Source organism: Virgibacillus aidingensis (assembly GCF_010994035.1).
Taxonomy (GTDB): Bacteria; Bacillota; Bacilli; order Bacillales; family Amphibacillaceae; genus Virgibacillus_N.
This window is the reverse complement of sequence record NZ_WIXN01000014.1, coordinates 35,243-55,328: the sequence shown is the minus strand read 5'-3', so window position 1 is coordinate 55,328 and position 20,086 is coordinate 35,243. Positions and strand designations below refer to the sequence as shown.

Here is a 20,086-nt window from a genome sequence, read left to right as displayed (position 1 = left end):
TGGGTCAAGGATATTCGGATAGGAAGCATTCATAAAATGGTCACTCGATAACCGCGCCATCAAGAGCAGGTTATGGAGCTGCATCAAAAGAAATAGGAAAAAGTCTTGCCACTGCACATGCAATTTTTACCATAAACTTTTAAACATTTTAAAAATCGGAAAGGGGCACGTACTTGCTATGTCTGCGGGAGGACCATCCTCGGAGTTAAGTCTTTTAGACACGTGGGGGGTCAATTAATTTGGCTTGGCAAGGATGCTGTAAAAACGGATAAGAAGCTGATTAAATTCTCAAAAAGCCGCACTAACGCATCGGGCGGATTGATTAAAATAAACTTGAGAGCCGCAGCTGCGTTATTAATCCTATACACGAAAATCCGGATTTATAAAGACGTCAAGCATCCGGTGTTTTTGCCTGTTTACGTATTTTCGATCCCTAATTTCAAATTCTTCCAAATAATAGGCATACATATGGTTTGTCCATCGTATAATGTAGGTTTCGTATACGATGAACAAGAATAATTTTGTTTTGCACACATATTATTAATGGGAGCCTTATATTTTGGGAGAAAGAGGTGATGAAGTGGATAAGGATAAAGATAAACAGAAAGGGGCAAGGAAAGACAACAAGAAAGACGAACAGCTTGATTGGTACAAAAGGAAAAATACAGGTCCCGGAAAGAAAATGACTGATGACCATGGTGTGAAAGTTTCTAATGACCGGACATCGCTAAGGGCGGGGAGACGCGGTCCAGGTTTATTGCAGGACTTTCATTTTTATAAGAAAATTACTCATTTCGACCGGGAGCGAATACCTGAAAAAGTTGTGCATGCCCGAGGGTTTGCAGTGCATGGAGATTTTGTGGCTTATAAGTCGTTAAGGCATTTGACGAAAGCTCATTTCCTGCAGGAAGCTGGGAGGAAAACCCCTGTATTTACGCGTTTTTCCACCTTTCAGGGTAACAGGGGATCGAAGGATACCGCAGTGGATATCCGCGGTTTCGCTGTAAAATTTTATACGGAAGAAGGGAACTATGATTCGTTGTCCCTTCAGTTTCCTGTGTTTATTGTAGCGGATGCCATGAAATTCATGGATGTCGTCCATGCTGCCAAGCCGAATCCGGTTACCGATATTCCGCAGGCAACGACAGCCCATAATAATTTCTGGGATTATGTTGCGAATAACCAGGAGGCAGCCCATATGGTCATGTGGCTTATGTCGATGCGTGGCCGTCCGAGGAGCTGGCGTATGATGGCAGGCTGGCCGATAAATACGTTCCGGTTTATTAATGAAGAGGGGAAATCCACCTTTGTCAGGTTTAAGTGGGTGCCTAAACTCGGGGTTCATTCCCTGCTGCTTGATGAGGCCAATCTGATTGGCGGGGTAGATCCTGACTACCACCGCAGGGATATTATCGAAGCAATTAATAAAGGAGCATATCCCGAATATGAACTGGGAGTTCAGCTTATTGCCGAGGAGGATGAATTCAAGTACGATTTTGATGTATTGGATAATACGAAACTTTGGCCGGAGGAAGAAATTCCTGTTCAAATCATAGGTAAAATGACATTGAACCGTCTCATGGATAATTTCTTTACGGAGGAGGAGCAGTCTGTCTTTGATCCCGCCCATGTAGTTCCAGGCATCGATTTTACGAACGACCCGGTATTACAGGGGAGAAGCATCGCTTACAGGGATACGGAATTATACCGTCAGCGTACCGCCAATATTAATGAAATACCTATAAATAAACCGATTAATGAAAAGAACTTTAATCTGCGTGACAGCTTTTCAAGATACCGGATTGATGTGGATTCTGTTCATTACCACAATAATTCGCTGGCTGGAAACACACCGTCGGAATCCACTTTCCAGGAAGGCGGATATGTCAATTATCCTGAAAATGTGGAGGGTCATGTTACCAGGGAAGTTCCAAGTGAGTCATTCAATGACTTTTTTTCACAGCCAAGAATTTTTTGGAACAGTTTATCATCCATTGAGAAGCAGGATCTGACCCAATGTCTGACTTTTCACCTGCAATATGTGAAAAGTAAATCAGTCAGACAGCAAAATGTGGAAATGTGGGCTAATGTCGATCAAGGTCTGGGGTCGGTTTTAGCGGAAAAATTAGGTGTAAATCCTCCCCAGACAAACCATGTACCAGTGGAAACAAGTTATCCTTCCCTCAGCCAACTGAATACACCGCATCTCGCCGCCACCCAAAAAGTAGGGGTGCTGATTGGTAATGGCTTTCATGGGAAAGAAGTAAAAAATACACTGTATGTATTGCAGAAAAATGGTGTGTTTATGGACATCATCAGTGAAGAACTTGGGATGGTGACCGGAGCAGACGGTACTCAAATTGAAGTGAACGAAACATTTTTAACCAAGTATTCCGTGCTGTATGACGCACTGTATGTTGTCGGGGGGAAAACGAGCAACCAGGCAAAATTCGAAGCTGATATAAATGAATTTATAACGATGGCCTATAAAAATTATAAGCCGATTGGTGTTGCAACAACTGCCAATAATTATATCAAAGCATCAAGTGAAAATAATTTAGCAGGGGTTGTTTTTGCTGCGAATAATCCGGACTTTGCGGAAGATTTTGTAGCTGCAATCGCCAAACAGCGCTTTTGGAACCGAACTTAGGAGGACGGACAGGTGCACGCTGCCACATTGAAACTGATCGGCACGAGGTACCTGTCCATTGTCCTATTCAGGTCTCTTTCTTTTTAGTAGCTGCCCATCATGTGTTTTTAATTTACCTTTACCATCTACCTCATCAATTTTCCCATCAATGGTCCCTTCCATATAGTTGTCAGAGACCTGTTCATGGGTAATGGCCATACCTTTATCCACGCTTTCATTGCTTTCATAGTCCGAGACATCATATGTTTTATCCGCTATCTTACTGGAATTTTCCGTGGATTTTCTTTCACGTTGATTATTGCCCATTTTATCGTCCTCCTTTACTTTCTTATGATTTGCATAGCAGGGTGGGATTATGCGGGAGCCAGACAATTTCAGGGCATTTCTAAACAGGATGCCTTTTTCAACCTGCTATATTTTCGAGCTGTGCAATACCACTCATTTTTCACTGATCCGGACAGGTCTATGGCTCTCTCTGCATGTTCAATAACATCTCGTGGTCTTAATAGGCAGCCAATAAATAATGCTGAAAAAACAGCTCAGGGAGAGGAAAGAACTGTTTAAATGGATGAACCAGTTCTTATTCTCCCTTCCCATTTTCCCTAAAAATACTAAACCGTAAAATAAGAGAGTATATTCTTCTTAGTGCAATTTAGTTATGAGGAATCATTATTTATTAAATTGACCCCTCCTTATCATTTTTTACATGTTTCTTTGTATTCTCTTCCCTGACCTCTTTGACTTCTTCAGGGTGCAGCGACTTTTTGTCCATACTTATTCCATATTGTGCTCCCGTGGAATCGTTCAGAACACCTTCACGCGAACCATCAAAATGGGGGTCAGCCTCAATTTCCTGACGTTCTTTTTCATTCATGCTATTCAGCTCCTTTTGATTTTAGCATCAGAATAGGATTGGGAAATTATGCATTTACCTTTTATATGCTGTCGTGCTGTATTCTTATAAAACACGTTATCCATGGCAAAATCTCCCCCGCCCAATTACTGTCGTCCCTTTTTAATCCATGATATGATAGTTATTATTACTGAAATTTTATGTTTTTTACCTGCTCCAGGAGGATAATATATGAACTATGAGGATAAAACTGTACGAAATTCCAGTCAAACTAAAAAAACGACCATTTTGACCGATCTCAGATCCCTTTTTAAAGCAACCGTCTTAATTGCAAACGTACTTCCCGTCATTTCGGGTTTTTGGCTTGCACTATATTTTACGGATAATGCTTTTGCGGATTATTGGGTATTATTTTTACTTACCATGATTGGCAGTACGCTGGTGATGGCCGGTGCTTTAGTGTTAAACAACTGGTATGACGTGGATATTGATAAGATAATGCAGCGAACGAAAAATAGGCCCACTGTAACTGGGAATATTTCTATGAATACTGTCTTGGCAACCGGAATAATTGCAAGTATTCTTGGTCTGATTATTTTATTATTTACAACATGGGAAGCAACAATTTATGCTTTTATCGGCTGGTTCTTGTATGTTGTGCCATACACCATGTGGACAAAAAGGAAATATACTTTTAATACCATAATTGGCAGTCTTTCGGGGGCAGTTACCCCGTTGATCGGATGGGCGGCAATTGATTCTGCATTTCATATCGTTCCTATTATCTTGTTTCTTATCCTGTTCATTTGGCAAATGCCGCATACATTTTCCATTGCGATCAGAAAATATGATGAATATAAAGCGGCAGGCGTAGCGATGCTGCCGGTTGTTCATGGGGTTGAAGTGACAAAGCGGCAAATGGTTGTTTACATTGCCTGTTTACTTCCATTACCATTTTATTTGGCGCAGCTTGGAATAACGTTTATTATTATAGCAACGCTCTTGAATCTTGGCTGGCTTGCCATAGCGATTAGCGGTTTCTTTGTAAAAGATGTAGTGAAATGGGCCCGCTGGAACTTTCTGTATTCCGTCAATTATTTGCTGCTCATTTTTCTCATGGTAATCGCAGTAACTTTGCCGATGTTTCAGGGATAATATTATATTTAATAAATAAAAAAGTATGATAGCAGGAAAATAAGGGTAAAGATATATATCCAAGGAGGAATAACCATGGAAGAAATTAAAGAAGGCCGGAATAAATTTTACGTCGGCGAGGATGAGGAGAATCCTTTGGCGGAAATTACGTTTGATACTTCCGACGAAAATAACCTTGTCATTGATCACACCTATGTATCGAATGAATTAAGAGGACAGGGGATGGCCGGAAAATTAGTGGACAGGGTAGTAAAGCATGCCCGTGAACAGGACAGCAAAATTGTTGCTTTATGTCCTTATGCCAAAAGCAAAATAGAAAAAACACCGGAGCATAAAGATATACTGGTTGATTAGGTATGTTGAAATAAATACAGAGCGGTTTTGCGGCCTGCTCTGTTATTTTTTTGCAATTTAAGAATAAACTATCAGCATGATGCGATGGGAACCGATGAACTGCAGTCCCAATAGTTTATGATTGGCGGGGTATCATTGTACTGCAATCCGAACGAAGCGGGCAGAGCAAGTTAAACTTATAGTCTGAGGATAAAACCAAGGCATTTACTAAAAGACTTGCAAATTGAGGTTACTTTAAGGAAAAATAAGCAATATTTATAACATCTCATACTGTTTTCCGTGATATAGTATAAATGGCCGGAAGATTAAATCTTAACGAAAGGATTGGAAATCATGTATGTTACAATTCCGGAGATCGCAGAATATTTATCCATAGAAGAAGCAAAAATCAGGGCGCTGGTGCTGGAGAGAAGAATTCGGGCAATACATGATGGGGAACAGTTTTTAATTAATAAAGAACAGTTTAATACACATTTTGAACAAATGGAAAAATATCGTGTCATGATTCAGGAATATTTAAATGAGCCTATCCCTGAGGATGTGGATGTAAAGGACGAAGACTAGGTCTGCTGATTTGATCTGTTTGACTGAATAACCTGCCGGGCTTAAAAACAGTGACCCGCTTAAATGTGGGAATTCCCTGCAAAGCAGGTCTGAAAAATTTAGTTATTTGGCCTTTCCGGCAAAAAGCCTGTCAGCATCGTGAAATGCTGACAGGCTCTAATTTTAATGTCCGCTTACTTCTGCACCATCATCCAATCCATCTTCTGTTACCTTCAGCACTCCAACGCCGCCTTTTGTGGCGTGGTTGAACTGGTGGGTAACAAACGGGTATTGTCCTTCTTCCGTTACTGTGAATTCTACAACGACCCCGCCGCTTGCCGGAAGCAATACTGTCTGCATCCCTTCCATATGGTTGGCAGGATTTCCATCGATATAAACATCATCAAAGATCGTTCCTACAACGTGAAAGGAGCTTACTTCATTGGGACCAACATTGTTAATATAGAAGCGGACTTTGTCGCCGACTTTTGCAAGCAATGGTTCGTCCTGCAGTGCAGTGGCTGTTCCGTTTGTATTCGGCTGATCCCCGCCATTCAGGGTTTTGGACGAGAATACAACCTGAGAAGGTTCCCCATTTGTCATGTCATCCAAGTCATTATATTTATACCATTCGTTTTGAATAAGCACATATTCACGGTCTACTTCATTATCTGTCGGGTATCCATCTTCGGGATGAACGATGATTACTCCGTGCATACCATTGGCAATATGGGAAAGAATCGGATCTGTACCACAGTGGTACATGAATACACCTGGTTTTGTCGCTGGATAGACGAAAGTTCCTTCTTCATTTGGAGCGACATCGGCAAATCCTTTATCCGGTGCTGTATGAACAGCGTGGAAGTCCATGCTGTGCGGTATGGCAGGGTCAAGGTTTTCCATAGTGAAATGGATCGTGTCTCCTTCCATTACCTCAATTAGAGGGCCTGGAGCTTCTCCGTTAAAGGTCCATGCTTTATAAAATTCACCCGGTGCAATTTCAATATCCGTAATCTGGGAAGTCATGGTGATATATACGTCTGAACCATCACGTTCCATTTCTACAGGCACAGGCTCCTGATTTAAATCCTGGTGTGGAGCAATAACTTCAGTCTCCTGCTCTTCAGCAGCATTTACTTGTTCAATGGAATCCTCTAAGTCTTCGGATACTTTCGCATCATCTATTGATTCCCCGCAGGCAGATAACATCAGTACAGCAGCAATTAGACCGGCGATCACATAACCCATTTTATTCTTCAACATAATAATCACCTCATAAGATTATTTTTTGTTTAAAGATAAGGTTTTTTATTTTTATCCACTCAATCAAATTTGGTCTATTGTCTGTATTTGTTATCTGCTTGACTGAATGGCTCTTTCTTATCTCTGATTCTAGTATATTTGATTTTGCACCTTCTGCTTGTGATTTGAATCACAAATTAATGGGTAAATATGAACAAAGTTTGACATAGTGAATATAGTGTAAACCTGTAAATGATAATATAATGAAAAGCATAAAGAAATATAAATTGATATACATTATGTGAAATTAATCACAATAATTCCAGTGGCAGTCTTGTCAATCCGGCAAGTTGATGAACCTAGATAAACAAGAAGCATTATGCTGTGGCTGGAGTAAATTTATGAAGACAGGGTTCAGTAAGACCACGCTTGTGGTAATTTCCCCCAAACTTCCTTAAGACCATTATAGTGGACAATTTTTATAAAAAATCAAGGGGAAAATGTCTCAATAGCAGCCATCCTTGAAGACAAACTGCCTGAAAACGCTGCAAAAATATCTTTAATAACAGCTCCTGAAGATAAAACCCCCTGAAAACGCCGCCAAAATGTCTCCATAACCTTCCTCATAATTCACAGGAAAACTTTTCACCAAATTCATCATTCTTTTTTCATCATAAGCGGTGCTTTTTCCACAAAACGTCCTTTTCTGCCGTAGGTTGTTTCAGCATATTTCATGGAGTTAATGATAGCTTCCTCCGTTGTCTGGATCACGGCTTGAAACAGCTGATTCATTATCCCATGATTATTCCGGATGTAACTGATAGATTCCAACGGGGTTTCTGCCTGATCGCCGTATGTACTGGCCGTGGAAAATGCAATGGCAATATCTCCACTTCCATGGTCAATATTGCTGCCCACTCTTCCTAACCCGGCAGCACAGCGTTTTGCGAGTCTCTTTAACTGCTGGCTATGCAGCGGTGCATCTGTTGCAATAATCATCATAATGGATCCATCCGGTGTATCCAGCTTTGTTTTGCTCCAGTCGGCAAATAAGGCTTCTTCCCGTTTTCCAAAATTGCTCAGCACAAGGCAGCCGACCGTATACTTTTCATTTTTTGCGGATACTATGCGTGATGCTGTTCCAATGCCCCCTTTATAGCCGAAACAGACCATTCCCTTTCCTGCACCTACCGCCCCCTGTTTTACTGGATCGGTCTTGGCATTTTCAAGTGCTTCCATGGCATGTTCCGGTTTAATGGCCTGGTGGTGGAGGGAGTTTAAATAGCCATCATTGCATTCGCCAACTACAATATTAACGGTACTCGCCGTATCGCCGATTGCTTTGTTCCTGTTGATCATATATTGCAAGGTGCCCTGCCAAACAGCACCTACGCTGAATGTATTAGTCAGCATAATAGGCGATTCCAGCTCGCCGAGTTCATCCACCTGAATTAATCCTGTTGTTTTGCCAAATCCGTTAATCACCGCACTTCCAGCCTGAAGCTTTTTGTCAAAAAGGTCCCCGCTATGTGGCAGAATGGCGGTCACTCCAGTGCACACCGTAGTTTCCTCATCTATTTTTTCATATAAGGTAATATGCCCGACTTTTATTCCTTCAATATCTGTAATACAGTTCTTTTTACCTCTTTCTAAAACCATCGTGTTCATCTCCTTTAAAATAACACCTGTTCCCCTATAACAAATATAGATTTCCCGAAACCGATTTATCATACCAGTATAACAATAAAACTGTATTAGATGAAATCGGTTTTTGGTATTTAATAAGTTTTAAAACTTTGCAGATGGTACCCTATAAGGCCAGGCATTACTTCGGGCTCATCAGAAGCAAAGTTTACTGAATGCTGCCCGTATGATTTCCGCTGGCAGGTGCAACAATAGGAATAAAAACGAGGAGGTTTTCATTTGAGAATCACAAATTGGCATGTATTCATGCCCGTTTTGATGGTAATTACGTTGTTCACCATTGTTGCATTTGATTCATCGGGCGCACAACAAGGAGAAAATGCTGCTTTTATAAAGAATGGCAATAAAGAAGAAGTGATGGAGGGAACGGAAGTCGGTAATATGGCTCCGGATTTCCGGGTGGAAACACTGGATGGGCAAGAAGTTCGGTTATCCGACTTTCGGGGGAAGCGTGTAGTGCTTAATTTTTGGGCAACCTGGTGTGGTCCGTGCAGGGAAGAAATGCCGGATATCCAGCGTTTGTTTGAAGATAAAGACGTCATTGTTTTGGCGGTAAATCTAACATATTCAGAGGATTCGGCAAAAAAGGTGAGCGAATTTGTCCGTGAGTACGAACTTACATTTCCAATCCTCTTAGATGAAAATGCCAGTGTAAGCCAGCTATACCGAATTCAGCCAATACCGACTACTTACATGCTTGATTCAAATGGGAAAATTCAGTATAAAGCATTTGGAGCCATGAATTATGAGTGGCTGCTGCAGGAACTGCAGAAAATAAAATAGCAGCACCGTCCCGCAGGTGGAAAATTATGATGCAGTAGGATAAAATATAGGATAGGCTATTATTTATTCGTGGGGGAGATTATCATTAAATTATTGGTTATACAGCTTGCGGTGATCGGAGTAATCTGGACGGGAATGACTGCCTTTTTTCCCCAAATGAACATTTATGCCAGGGCTATCTATTATATTGTAACATCCTGGTTTTTATTTTTAATCGTAGTAGTTGTGAAGGAATGGATCAGGAGCAGAAAAAACCCAAAATGAAGGGATATAAGGGAAGGAATGAAGCATGCTTACGATTGAAAATATACATAAATCATATGGGGACAAAGTATTGTTTCACTCCATATCATGCGCTATAAGGGAACAGGAGAAAATTGGATTAATTGGTGTCAATGGCACAGGGAAATCGACATTATTAAAAATTATTGCCGGATTGGAGCAGCCCGAGCAGGGAAAAGTAAAACACCCTAAGGATTATCATATAGAATATGCACATCAGGAGCCAGTGCTGGATGACAATTTGACCGTAATGGAACAAATCTATTATGGTGACACTATCATCATGAAGGTCATGCGAGATTATGAACAAGCATTGCTGCAATTACAACAGCAGCCGGATGATCAATCAGCACAGGATAAATTGCTGAAGATGCAGCAAAAAATGGATGAAGCTGATGCGTGGGAAGCCAATACCACAGCGAAAACTATTTTGACAAAATTAGGTATTACTGAATTTGCCAATAAAGTCGGTTTTTTATCCGGGGGGCAAAAAAAACGCGTAGCGCTGGCAAAAGCTTTGCTGCAGCCTGCTGATCTGTTATTGCTTGACGAACCGACAAACCATTTGGATAACGAAACCGTAGAATGGCTTGAAGGATATCTAGAGTCTTACAAAGGTTCCTTTATTCTAATCACACATGACAGATATTTTTTAAACCGGGCAACCAATCGTATTTTCGAACTGGATAAAGGAAACCTGTATCAGTATGATGGGAATTATGAAATATTTTTAGAGAAAAAAGCGGAACGGGAAGCGCTGGAGGCCAGTGATGAAATTAAGCACCAAAATACATTAAGACGGGAACTTGCCTGGTTAAAACGGGGAGCACGTGCACGCTCCACAAAACAGAAGGCCAGAAAAGAAAGAATAGAGAAAATGCAGGAAAAAACGTTTCACACAAAAAGTGAATCTGTTGCTTTTCAGGCAGGTGCTGCCCGACTTGGAAAACAGGTGCTTGAATTGAATGATATCAGCAAAGGCTACAACGGCAAAAAGCTGGTTGCGGATTTTAGCCATATTATTATTCCGGGGGACAGAATAGGAATAATTGGTGCAAATGGGACCGGTAAAACAACACTTTTAAACCTGATGGCAAAGCGGATTTCACCAGATGAGGGAAGTATCGAAACAGGCCGGACGGTTAAGATTGGCTATTATACACAAGGTGAGGAAGAACTGGACGGGACAAAGCGGGTCATTGACTATATCAAGGAACAGGCTGAGGTTATTCATACTGCAGATGGGGAAGTGATTACTGCCGAGCAGATGCTGGAACGATTCTTATTTACAAGAGCAGAACAGTGGAACTTCATCCGGAAGTTATCCGGCGGGGAAAGGCGGCGCCTCTACTTGCTGAAAGTTCTCATGAGAGAGCCGAATGTGCTGCTGCTGGACGAGCCGACAAATGATTTGGATACACAAACATTAAGTGTACTGGAAGATTATTTGGCACATTTTCCCGGTGTTGTCATTACCGTTTCCCACGACCGTTATTTTCTGGATCGAACGGTGGATAAACTTTTTGTATTTGCAGGAAAAGGAAAAGTAAATGTATTCTATGGCAATTATAGTGCCTATTTGGAGGAGCTTCCCGTCCATACCGGGAAAAAGAATCTGAAAAAAACAGGTGACAAAGGAAAACAAAAGCAAAAGAAAAAGCTTTCCTATCAAGATCAGCAAGAATGGAATACAATTGAAGATCATATTATGGAATTGGAAATGAAAATTGACCGGTTACAAACGGAGATTGGGGAAGCAGGCAGTAATTCGGAAAAAGTACAGGAGTTATTTTCCGAACAGCAGGTTACAGAAAAAGAGCTCGAGAGGAAAATGGAACGCTGGGAAGAACTTGCTTTACTGGTAGAGGAAATGAATAAAAAAGAAGAATAACTGTCAGGCTGATGTTTAAATTACTAAATGGATAGGGAAAATAAAGCTAGGGATTCATTCTTAAATGATTTTCAGGGCATTCCAACGATTACTATAATTAAGCGATAACGGGAGGTTACAAAATGAGACTATTTCAGGTCAGGAAAGGGCAGTTTGTCTTTTACCGGAATGAATTGCACAAAGTATATTCAGTTAAGCCAATTCTAAAAAAATCTGTCCACCTATATCGTTTGAAGGATATGACACAAATCCTGACGAGGGCAAGTGAGATTGAACTATACCGGCCGCAGCACAACGATACATTTATTTTTTATGGAAAACGCTACACGATTGATAAGAATAAAGTGCCGGAACCGGGTGATTATATTTTGATTGTCAAGCCTGCACCGGACTTTCTGGATCATTATTCCCTTAATGAAATTGAAAAAGTGGAAAGTGTAGAAGATGGCAATGTAGTAACTACGAGGGATAATGGTGTCAAACATAGTGAATATGTTGTGATGGTTCCAGGGAGAAGTGAAGCCAGTCAGGAAATCGCCTATTATGATAAAAATCTTGTTCCTGAAGAACAGCAGCTTCAAGACGAATCCATCAGTTATCTTGCAGAAACAGATAACACGCTAAAGCCGGTAGTAGGGGATATTTATGAGGATATACATCAGAACACAAAAGCAATGATTGTTGCTATGACCGAAGATGAAGTTGTATTTGGACATGGTCCCCGTGTACACGTGGCGGAACTGCTCGATGAAAATAATTACAGGCTTGTTTATCGTTTTGAAGAGGATTTATAAAACGAAAAAGATTCCAGCTGAGTACTGCACCCTTAAAAGTTAGTGACTTTTGGGGGGGGGGCAGTACTGAGGCTGGAATTTTTTGGATTATTTAAGGTTTGATGGCTGTGATACGAACTGGTGGGTATACTGGTTAATTCATCTCGGTCAAATGTCAGGTAGAAGCACTTTAATAGGGAAGCTTCACTGGAAAAATTGACTGATATGGGATTTTAGAAGTATTTAACTCTGCTTTTAAACCAGAAATCGTTATCAAGGACATCCCGCCCAGAACATTTGCTTTTTTTGTCCATGAGCCCGCTCGTCAAGGACAAAATTGCCAATGGTTTTGCTTCATTTGTCCATGAGCCCGCTCGTCGAGGACAAAGTTGCCCATGGTTTTGTTTCATTTGTCCACGAGCCTGCTCCTCAAGGACAAAATTGCCAATGTTTTTGTTTCTTTTGTCCATGAGCCCACTCGTCAAGGACAAAATAGCCCATGGTTTTGTTTCATTTGTCCATGAGCCCGCTCGTCGAGGACAAAATAGCCCATGTTTTTGTTTCTTTTGTCCATGAGCCCACTCGTCAAGGACAAAATAGCCCATGGTTTTACTTTATTTGTCCACGAGTCCACTCCTCAAGGACAAAATAGCCCATGTTTTTGTTTCATTTGTCCACGAGTCCACTCGTCAAGGACAAAGTTGCCCATGTTTTTGTTTCATTTGTCCACGAGCCCACTCCTCAAGGACAAAATAGCCCATGTTTTTGTTTCATTTGTCCATGAGCCCACTCGTCAAGGACAAAGTTGCCCATGTTTTTGTTTCATTTGTCCCCGAGTCCACTCGTCAAGGACAAAGTTGCCCATGTTTTTGTTTCATTTGTCCCCGAGCCCACTCTTCAAGGACATATTGCCCGGAAAATCAGCTTCATTCGTCCGCGAGATTAACATTCAAGGACATGGCGCAATGTTTTTCTGCTTTCCAACGTGCCCATTCAATATAACTGTTATAAAGCACTTATTCTATATATGCCATGCCCTCAAAAATAAATAAACGCTAAAAAGTATCCCCCTTCACAGACAAAATAATCTCAATAACTAATTATCGAGCTTGGCAGCGGCTTTATAGCCAAGCACATTAATTGGATCCTTTGGAGTAGAGTATGGCGGAGCATAACCAAGCTCCAACTCCGGTAAATCGGCAACAGTCAGTTTTGCATGGATGGCTGTTGCCAATACGGCAAGTCGCTTATCGACTCCATCAAATCCTGCAGCCTGTCCACCATAGATGGTACCGGTTTTTTCATCAAATAATATTTTCAGCCAGAGCTTATCGGATCCCGGAAAATACCTGGCATGAGAATAGGCCTCCAGGTTTGCTTCTCTATAGGTAACCCCCTGTTTATTTAAAGAGGTGCGATTGTGACCAGTTGCCCCTACACTCAAATCAAAAAGCTTTATAATAGATGTACCCAGTGTTCCTTTATATGGCACCGGTTTATTATTCAGATGACTTGCAATAATATATGCCTGACGGTGTGCCGGTGAAGCAAGCGCAATACTCCTTGCTGTGTCCATTACTAAATCTCTCGTTTCAACAGCATCCCCCAGTGCATAAATATTCGGGTCCGCTGTTTGCATATATTCATTTACTTTAATCGCTCCGGTGCTGCCCAGGGTTAAGAAAGCATCAATTGCCAGAGAAGTATTCGGTTTTATGCCCACTGCCATAATATTCAAATCAGAATGTACAGTCTTGCCGCTGTTTAAATGCAAAGTAGTGCCATTATCGGAAAAGGCAGCAATACCATCATTTAAATGAACCTGTACTCCTTTTTCTTCCAGATGTGTTTGCACATGTGCCGCAAGATCGGAATCTACAGCTTTAAATACTTGGGCGGATCTGTCAATGATCGTACATTTTAAACCTAACTTGTGGAGGTTTTCCGCCATTTCCAGGCCAATAAATCCGGCACCTGTTATTGCAACTGTTTTAGGACCGTTATTTTTGATATAGGAATAAATGTCATCCATATCAGGGATGGTATGCAGCGGGAATGTTTTATCATTATCTATTCCCTTAATATCAGGCATGACTGCTGAAGCGCCGGGCGCTAAAATTAAAGTATCATAACCCTCTGCATAGGTATTGGATTCCGTTTTGCAGGTAATCTGCTTTTTGTCCCGGTCTATGGATATGACTTCTGTGTCCGTTCGAACGTCAACATCATATTTTTTGCTGAATTTCGTTTCCGGGAATAAGAGGTGGCTTCTTTTTTTCACTACATCCCCGATATAATAAGGCATCCCGCAGTTGGAAAAAGAAATATGACTTCCTTTATCAAAGAGAACAATTTCCGCGTTCCTATCCTCCCTGCGTATTTGGGCAGCAACGGTGGCACCGCCGCCAACACCTCCAACAATCAATATTTTGCGCACCATCTTAATCTCTCCTTTTCTTAGATTTCAACAGCTTGACGGTACTCTTGTTGCATAATTGAGTCGCCGAGGCTGTGAACTGCGGTGATTTTTTGAACTTTGGTATTTATCTTCTCAACCTTGGCATTTTCACTGTGATCTGCAGCGCTTCCACCGTGAACTTTGGGTCAGAAAATTCGGTCCTTCCTCCAACCGTTTCACGGCTGCAAAAACTGGCAATGCTAATGATCAGGGAATACCTCCCCTGCATCCAATGGGAAAACAGAAACGGGGATTAGTTTTGAGATTCGTTTTACTCTAGGCAAATGCGGCAGGAGAAGCGTAACCGACATGCGTTATATCCTGGGCAAAAGCGGAAGGAGAACCGCAGCTGCTTCAAATTTTTGTCCGCAAACCCCATAGTTCCGGAAAAAAGTAATGGTCAAGCACTTTCTTTAGATAGCCTACCCCCGAAGACCCGCCGGTTCCCGTTTTGTGGCCGATAATCCGCTCCACGGTTTTCATATGCCTGAACCGCCACTGCTGAAACCAGTCCTCAATATCAACGAGTTTTTCTCCAAGCTGATATAATTCCCAATATTTATCCACATTTTTATATATAGTCAGCCACGCTTCTTCCACTGAATTATCCTTTTCATAGGTTTTGGAGAAATCGCGATACAATACGCTATTATTAATGGAAAAGCCCTCTTTGGCAATAGCTTGTATAGCAACATCGTATAATCCCGGAGCTTCATAAGCTTCTTTTAGTACAGCATAAACTTCAGGTTTGTTTTTATAAATCTTTAATATGTACGGTGTTTTGTAACCAAGTACGAACTCAACAAGCCTATATTGATAGGACTGAAAGCCGGACGCATTCCCGAGTTTGTCGCGGAATTCCATATATTCCGCAGGGGTCAAAGTGGATAATACATCCCATGCCTGGATAATTTGTGATTGAATCTTTGAGACCCTTGCAAGCATTTTAAAGGAAGTCTGCAAATTTCCATTCTGAATTGCACTAATGGCCGCCTGGATCTCATGGATAATTAATTTCAGCCACAGTTCACTCACATGATGAATAGTAATAAATAACATTTCATCATGATGGTCGGATAATGTTTTTTGGCTTGATAATAAGGAGTCAAGCTGCAAATAATCCCCATAAGTCATTTTTTTGCTGAAATCGGTATGGATGCTTTTTTCTGAAGCAAATTTATTCTCTTTCGCCATGCTCAAACCCCCTCTCGGAAATCGGCCGTAATACAGCTCGGACCGGGCTGCCGTCCCCTCCTTGAATTGCAAGGGGAAGTGCAATTAATTCATATTCACCCTGCTGCACATGATCAAGCATAATATTTTCCAAAATATTAATGTCCTGCTTATACAGTGCGTGATGTGTTTCCAAATGTTTACTGTCTGCCGGATCAACGGAGGGAGTATCAACTCCGAGCAAAACGACACTATTGAGCTTTAAAAATTCTGCAATATTCTCATGCAAAACAGGCATTTTATCCGGAAAATGATTTGGATTATTCGGTAAAGCGGTTTTTAATAAAACTCTTGGTGCCAGATTAACTTCAGACTTTCTCAAAACGTCAGCTGTTATCACATCGGTATGGCTGACATCCAATACGGCTGCTCTTCCAATATACCTATCCAGGTCAAGTTCATCCACGGTTTTGCCGTCAGAATCATAATGAAAAGGCGCATCAATATGCGTGCCGGTATGCAGGCTTGCACTCATCTGCCCAATATTTGCAGAACCGATTTGTTCTTTTGTATACGTTAATGAAAATTGAAAAGGTGTATCCCCCGGAAATACTGCCATATCATTCGTGAGCGGCTGAGAAATATCAATCCATTTTCCCATTATGCAATCACTCCCCGCTTGTTTTCATATTTTAAATAACTTTTTTCTTCCATAATCGTCTTCAACATTTGCACTGCCCTCCATACTTCTTCAAAAGTATTATATAAAGCAACTGGCGCCAGGCGAATCCCGTTAGGGTTGCGGAAATCCGGGATAATACCATTTGCTTTCAGTGCTTTTGAGATTCGGGCTGCTTCCGGATGTTCCAAATAAACATGCCCGCCGCGTTCGTTATCATTGCTGGGGTTGGAAATATGAAAATCAAATGCAGAGAGTTCTTTTTCTATCAATGCCATAAAGTAGCCTGTCAGATGTAATGACTTGCGGCGAATCCTTTCGATCCCTGCTTCCTGAAATATTTCAAGCGAACCAAGTAATAGTGCTGCACTGAAAATATGCGGTGTCCCAATCTGGTAAGCACCTGCATCGGCTGCTTTTATCAGCGAATGCTCCATATCAAATTGTGACTCCTTGGATGAACTGAACCAGCCGGCAAGCCCGGGTTCTTTATTAAAGTGTTTCTCATTGACATAGAGCGCACCGACACTTCCCGGCCCTCCGTTCAAATATTTATATGTACACCAAAAAGCAAAATCCACGCCCCATTCAGATAAATGATGGGGAATGGCTCCAACGGAATGGCAAAGATCAAATCCGATTAAAATATTCCGTTTATGTGCTTCTTTTGTTAATTTTTTCATGTCTAGAATTTGCCCGCTCCGGTAAAGAACAGATGGAAGCACGACCAGAGCGACATTATCGGTCATTTGCTCTATAATATCATTTGTCTTCAGTGTATTTCCGTCACTGCTTTTCACACGGATTAAATGTCCATCAGGATCTAATCCTCTTAATTGCAGCTGACTTTTCAGTGCATAAATATCTGATGGGAAATTCAGCTCATCTGCCAGGATTTTTGTTCTTTTTCCTGCCGGCCTGAAAAAGGTGGCGGCCAACTGATGCAGGTTGGTTGTCGTGGACCCGGTTACAATTACTTCTTCCGATTTTGCTCCAACTAAAGTGGCAGACATCGAGCCGAGTTTTTCCGAGAAATAAAACCATGGGTGTTTTCCTTCCGTCCATCCGTCAATAGCAAAGGTCTTCCATGATTCTTTTAAGCTCTCCAGCGCTGACTCCGCTCGTTTTGACATGAATCCCAATGAATTCCCATCAAAATAAATAATCTCTTCGTTTACATAAAACTGTTTGCGGAATGCTTTTAATTCATCTGTTTTATCCATGGAAATAGCATATTTCCTGCTGGTATCCAAATTGCTCACCTCATCCAGAAATACATGTATTCATTCCAAGTATAACAGAGCTGGTAAAAAATATTGATGTTTTTCCGTATAAAAGAGGGATTTTAAAAATAATATAGAATACTTAAAATAGGCGAACCTATGTAAGCCCTTACAAAATTGGAGGGGAGGGAATTTACGGGCGCATACGAATGAGTTTAGTTGCTGATGTACAGGCAGGAAACATGGAAAACGCAGAAAGTCTTTATTATCCCGTATTAAAAAATATACAAAGGGGTTGAATCAAATGGCAGAATCGATTTGGTCTTTAGTGCCGCCAATTCTTGCAATTGTTATGGTTCTATTGACTAGAAGGGTCATTTTATCATTGGGGGCAGGGGTTGTTGCCTCGGCATTTTTTATTGAAAGCTTTGATGTTATAGGTTCTCTGATATCCATTTGGGAAGCGTTCAAAGGAGTTTTTGTCGCCGATGGAGCGCTGAATACATGGAATGTCTATATTTTATTATTTGTACTGATGCTGGGGATTATCACTGCGTTTATGAGTATGATGGGCGGGACAAAGGCCTTTGCCGATTGGGCTATAAAAAGGGTGAAGACCAGGGCAGGCGCTCAAATCATGACAATGCTACTCGGTATAATACTTTTTATTGATGATTATTTTAATAGCTTGACGGTCGGTCAAGTGGCAAAACCGGTGACAGATAAAAACCGGATTTCCCGTGCCAAGCTGTCCTATATTGTGGACTCCACAGCTGCTCCAATTTGTGTCATCGCACCAATTTCAAGCTGGGGCGCCTATATTATCGGGATCATCGGAACCATTTTAACAGCACATAGTGTAACGGATTATACGGCATTTGGTGCATTTCTGCAGATCATTCCGATGAATTTTTATGTATGGGCCGCGCTTGGAATGATACTTGTCATAGCTATAAAGCAGGCAGATTTTGGGCCGATGAAACTGCATGAACAAAGGGCGATTAAAACAGGGCAGGTATTGAATCCGGACAGTGATGAAAAGGTAGATACTGCCTCTGAATTGCCTGTCAGTGAGAGAAGAAAAATCAGTGATCTTGTTATTCCATTGGCCGTTCTATTTATAGCAGTAACAGCCATTATGTATATGAATGGATGGGGAGCGCTTGAAGGAGATCGTACCCTGATTAATGTCTTCGGCGAGGCAGACGTTACAGTTGCTTTACTTTATGGCGGCCTTATTGCTTTGGCGGTAACTTTTATATTATTTTCGCGTCATATAGCGAAGGGAAGTCTGAAGGGGAACCAGTTTGGATTGGGCATTATTGCAGGAGCGAGATCGATGCTGCCGGCTTTTTTGATATTAATATTTGCCTGGGCGATAGTCGACTTGATTGATCAGCTTGGGACAGGAACATATTTGGCAGGTGTTGTGGAGGCATCCAGCCTAAGTTTTTCATTGCTTCCGCTGGTCATATTTATCATTGCAGGATTTATCGCCTTTGCAACAGGCACATCGTGGGGCTCGTTTGGCATATTGCTTCCAATAGCCGGACAAATAGCGGCTGCGACCGATGCTTCCCTGATTTTGCCGATGATGGCTGCAGTACTTGCGGGCGCAGTTTTTGGAGACCATTGTTCCCCAATTTCAGATACGACGATACTCTCATCCACTGGATCAAGCTGCCCGCATATTGATCATGTTACAACGCAATTACCATATGCACTAACAGCTGCCGGAATTGCCGGCTTGGGCTATTTGGTACTTGGATTGTCGGGAAATGTATTCCTCGGATTGGTTGTTGTCGTGGCGGGACTCGTTGTTTTATTCGCTGTATTGAAAAAGCCGGATGATTCGGATTTGATACAGGAAGAGCCCGTAGCAAAATAAATTCAAAAATGCAGGAAATGATTGCTGCATACTTATTTGTCAGAAAAAAATCACTATGGCGGTATTAGCGTACCGCCATTATTTCTTGTTTGTTACATTATTAAGTTTTTATACAGGTGTTTTTCCAAGAGGTATAAAGTCTTTCCCGATTGCATATATGTAACCGGAGGATGATGCGGCAGTTGTATACAGGGATTGCAGTATTATAGCCGCCCGGACTGCGCAGGTATATAGTTTAATCCGGTTTATGTCTTCTATGGGTTTGCCTGAAATTTTGCAGGATTAGTATTCATCCGCAAAAATAGTCATCATCAAAATGTAAATTAAAAAAAATATTAAAATTCTATGTTGTTATTTTCAGCATATTGTTTTATACTGATGATATACATATGAAATAACGTTTCATTAATTGAAATGTACAGGAGGTGTAAAACG

At 41.3% G+C, this 20,086-nt stretch carries 19 protein-coding genes and 1 pseudogene; 11 read left to right on the top strand and 9 right to left on the bottom strand.

From position 1 onward, the window contains the following. Positions 1–38 precede the first annotated feature (38 nt). The 3 genes and pseudogenes from GHD25_RS19985 to GHD25_RS12810 all read left to right on the top strand — a co-directional run. Positions 39–199, top strand: a pseudogene (locus GHD25_RS19985) (alpha/beta fold hydrolase); the annotation flags it as partial. A 23-nt stretch (positions 200–222) separates the two neighbouring features. Then, positions 223–519: a hypothetical protein gene (locus GHD25_RS12815; RefSeq protein ID WP_164217443.1), complete on the top strand. Its 297-nt coding sequence runs from the start codon at positions 223–225 to the stop codon at positions 517–519. A gap of 61 nt (positions 520–580) precedes the next feature. Continuing rightward, complete coding sequence (locus GHD25_RS12810; RefSeq protein WP_240452362.1) at positions 581–2,650, top strand: catalase; 2,070 nt, start codon at positions 581–583, stop codon at positions 2,648–2,650. Positions 2,651–2,713: 63 nt separating this feature from the next. On the opposite strand, the gene GHD25_RS12805 is transcribed toward GHD25_RS12810, so the two are convergent. Together GHD25_RS12805 and GHD25_RS12800 are read right to left on the bottom strand one after the other, a co-directional pair. Beyond that, complete coding sequence (locus GHD25_RS12805) at positions 2,714–2,956, bottom strand: YozQ family protein (RefSeq protein ID WP_164217441.1); 243 nt, start codon at positions 2,954–2,956, stop codon at positions 2,714–2,716. A 370-nt stretch (positions 2,957–3,326) separates the two neighbouring features. Continuing rightward, positions 3,327–3,524 (bottom strand): hypothetical protein, encoded by a 198-nt coding sequence (locus tag GHD25_RS12800; RefSeq protein ID WP_164217439.1) that lies wholly within the window; start codon positions 3,522–3,524, stop codon positions 3,327–3,329. Between the two features lie 210 nt (positions 3,525–3,734). Between GHD25_RS12800 and cyoE the strand changes: the two genes are divergently transcribed. From cyoE to GHD25_RS12785, 3 genes are all read left to right on the top strand, one after another. Then, positions 3,735–4,658 carry a heme o synthase gene (gene cyoE, locus GHD25_RS12795; protein ID WP_164217437.1) on the top strand — a complete coding sequence of 308 codons (924 nt, stop codon included), beginning with the start codon at positions 3,735–3,737 and terminating at the stop codon, positions 4,656–4,658. A 75-nt stretch (positions 4,659–4,733) separates the two neighbouring features. Further along, positions 4,734–5,012: a GNAT family N-acetyltransferase gene (locus tag GHD25_RS12790; protein WP_164217435.1), complete on the top strand. Its 279-nt coding sequence runs from the start codon at positions 4,734–4,736 to the stop codon at positions 5,010–5,012. Positions 5,013–5,345: 333 nt separating this feature from the next. Beyond that, the gene (locus tag GHD25_RS12785) at positions 5,346–5,576 is read left to right on the top strand and encodes an excisionase family DNA-binding protein (protein WP_164217432.1); all 231 of its coding nucleotides are present in this window, start codon (positions 5,346–5,348) and stop codon (positions 5,574–5,576) included. 162 nt (positions 5,577–5,738) lie between these two features. Here the strand turns inward: GHD25_RS12785 and GHD25_RS12780 are convergent, their stop codons facing one another. The 3 genes from GHD25_RS12780 to GHD25_RS12775 form a co-directional block, all read right to left on the bottom strand. Continuing rightward, positions 5,739–6,818 carry a multicopper oxidase domain-containing protein gene (locus GHD25_RS12780; protein ID WP_164217430.1) on the bottom strand — a complete coding sequence of 360 codons (1,080 nt, stop codon included), beginning with the start codon at positions 6,816–6,818 and terminating at the stop codon, positions 5,739–5,741. Positions 6,819–7,286: 468 nt separating this feature from the next. Continuing rightward, positions 7,287–7,412: a hypothetical protein gene (locus tag GHD25_RS20190; protein WP_276207828.1), complete on the bottom strand. Its 126-nt coding sequence runs from the start codon at positions 7,410–7,412 to the stop codon at positions 7,287–7,289. A gap of 42 nt (positions 7,413–7,454) precedes the next feature. Next, the gene (locus tag GHD25_RS12775) at positions 7,455–8,456 is read right to left on the bottom strand and encodes a DmpA family aminopeptidase (protein WP_164217428.1); all 1,002 of its coding nucleotides are present in this window, start codon (positions 8,454–8,456) and stop codon (positions 7,455–7,457) included. Positions 8,457–8,720: 264 nt separating this feature from the next. On the opposite strand from GHD25_RS12775, the gene GHD25_RS12770 reads away from it, so the two are divergent. From GHD25_RS12770 to GHD25_RS12755, 4 genes are all read left to right on the top strand, one after another. Further along, positions 8,721–9,284, top strand: coding sequence for a peroxiredoxin family protein (locus tag GHD25_RS12770; RefSeq protein ID WP_240452358.1), 564 nt, complete (start codon positions 8,721–8,723; stop codon positions 9,282–9,284). A 69-nt stretch (positions 9,285–9,353) separates the two neighbouring features. Next, on the top strand, positions 9,354–9,548 hold the full coding sequence (locus GHD25_RS12765; protein WP_240452357.1) for a hypothetical protein: 195 nt from the start codon (positions 9,354–9,356) through the stop codon (positions 9,546–9,548). A gap of 25 nt (positions 9,549–9,573) precedes the next feature. Beyond that, positions 9,574–11,457, top strand: coding sequence for an ABC-F family ATP-binding cassette domain-containing protein (locus GHD25_RS12760; protein ID WP_164217426.1), 1,884 nt, complete (start codon positions 9,574–9,576; stop codon positions 11,455–11,457). A gap of 122 nt (positions 11,458–11,579) precedes the next feature. Then, positions 11,580–12,251, top strand: coding sequence for a hypothetical protein (locus tag GHD25_RS12755; RefSeq protein WP_164217424.1), 672 nt, complete (start codon positions 11,580–11,582; stop codon positions 12,249–12,251). Between the two features lie 1,075 nt (positions 12,252–13,326). Here the strand turns inward: GHD25_RS12755 and GHD25_RS12750 are convergent. From GHD25_RS12750 to kynU, 4 genes are all read right to left on the bottom strand, one after another. Continuing rightward, complete coding sequence (locus tag GHD25_RS12750) at positions 13,327–14,670, bottom strand: CoA-disulfide reductase (protein ID WP_164217423.1); 1,344 nt, start codon at positions 14,668–14,670, stop codon at positions 13,327–13,329. Positions 14,671–15,042: 372 nt separating this feature from the next. Continuing rightward, positions 15,043–15,882: a tryptophan 2,3-dioxygenase gene (kynA, locus tag GHD25_RS12745; RefSeq protein ID WP_164217421.1), complete on the bottom strand. Its 840-nt coding sequence runs from the start codon at positions 15,880–15,882 to the stop codon at positions 15,043–15,045. Further along, the gene (kynB, locus tag GHD25_RS12740; RefSeq protein WP_164217419.1) at positions 15,866–16,522 is read right to left on the bottom strand and encodes an arylformamidase; all 657 of its coding nucleotides are present in this window, start codon (positions 16,520–16,522) and stop codon (positions 15,866–15,868) included. The genes kynA and kynB overlap by 17 nt, the downstream gene beginning before the upstream one ends. Next, the gene (gene kynU / locus GHD25_RS12735) at positions 16,522–17,763 is read right to left on the bottom strand and encodes a kynureninase (protein WP_164217526.1); all 1,242 of its coding nucleotides are present in this window, start codon (positions 17,761–17,763) and stop codon (positions 16,522–16,524) included. The genes kynB and kynU overlap by 1 nt, the downstream gene beginning before the upstream one ends. 304 nt (positions 17,764–18,067) lie before the next feature. Here kynU and GHD25_RS12730 point away from each other — a divergent pair, with 304 nt between their 5' ends. Then, positions 18,068–19,651, top strand: coding sequence for a Na+/H+ antiporter NhaC family protein (locus GHD25_RS12730; protein ID WP_164217417.1), 1,584 nt, complete (start codon positions 18,068–18,070; stop codon positions 19,649–19,651). Positions 19,652–20,086 lie beyond the last annotated feature (435 nt).

What these genes read in the sequence shown, in the direction of transcription:
- GHD25_RS12805 (WP_164217441.1), bottom strand. Translation starts at nt 2,956, where the DNA reads ATGGGCAATAATCAACGTGAAAGAAAATCCACGGAAAATTCCAGTAAG.
- GHD25_RS12800 (WP_164217439.1), bottom strand. Translation starts at nt 3,524, where the DNA reads ATGAATGAAAAAGAACGTCAGGAAATTGAGGCTGACCCCCATTTTGAT.
- cyoE (WP_164217437.1), top strand. Translation starts at nt 3,735, where the DNA reads ATGAACTATGAGGATAAAACTGTACGAAATTCCAGTCAAACTAAAAAA.
- GHD25_RS12790 (WP_164217435.1), top strand. Translation starts at nt 4,734, where the DNA reads ATGGAAGAAATTAAAGAAGGCCGGAATAAATTTTACGTCGGCGAGGAT.
- GHD25_RS12785 (WP_164217432.1), top strand. Translation starts at nt 5,346, where the DNA reads ATGTATGTTACAATTCCGGAGATCGCAGAATATTTATCCATAGAAGAA.
- GHD25_RS12780 (WP_164217430.1), bottom strand. Translation starts at nt 6,818, where the DNA reads ATGTTGAAGAATAAAATGGGTTATGTGATCGCCGGTCTAATTGCTGCT.
- GHD25_RS20190 (WP_276207828.1), bottom strand. Translation starts at nt 7,412, where the DNA reads ATGGAGACATTTTGGCGGCGTTTTCAGGGGGTTTTATCTTCAGGAGCT.
- GHD25_RS12775 (WP_164217428.1), bottom strand. Translation starts at nt 8,456, where the DNA reads ATGGTTTTAGAAAGAGGTAAAAAGAACTGTATTACAGATATTGAAGGA.
- GHD25_RS12760 (WP_164217426.1), top strand. Translation starts at nt 9,574, where the DNA reads ATGCTTACGATTGAAAATATACATAAATCATATGGGGACAAAGTATTG.
- GHD25_RS12755 (WP_164217424.1), top strand. Translation starts at nt 11,580, where the DNA reads ATGAGACTATTTCAGGTCAGGAAAGGGCAGTTTGTCTTTTACCGGAAT.
- GHD25_RS12750 (WP_164217423.1), bottom strand. Translation starts at nt 14,670, where the DNA reads ATGGTGCGCAAAATATTGATTGTTGGAGGTGTTGGCGGCGGTGCCACC.
- kynA (WP_164217421.1), bottom strand. Translation starts at nt 15,882, where the DNA reads ATGGCGAAAGAGAATAAATTTGCTTCAGAAAAAAGCATCCATACCGAT.
- kynB (WP_164217419.1), bottom strand. Translation starts at nt 16,522, where the DNA reads ATGGGAAAATGGATTGATATTTCTCAGCCGCTCACGAATGATATGGCA.
- kynU (WP_164217526.1), bottom strand. Translation starts at nt 17,763, where the DNA reads ATGGATAAAACAGATGAATTAAAAGCATTCCGCAAACAGTTTTATGTA.
- GHD25_RS12730 (WP_164217417.1), top strand. Translation starts at nt 18,068, where the DNA reads ATGGCAGAATCGATTTGGTCTTTAGTGCCGCCAATTCTTGCAATTGTT.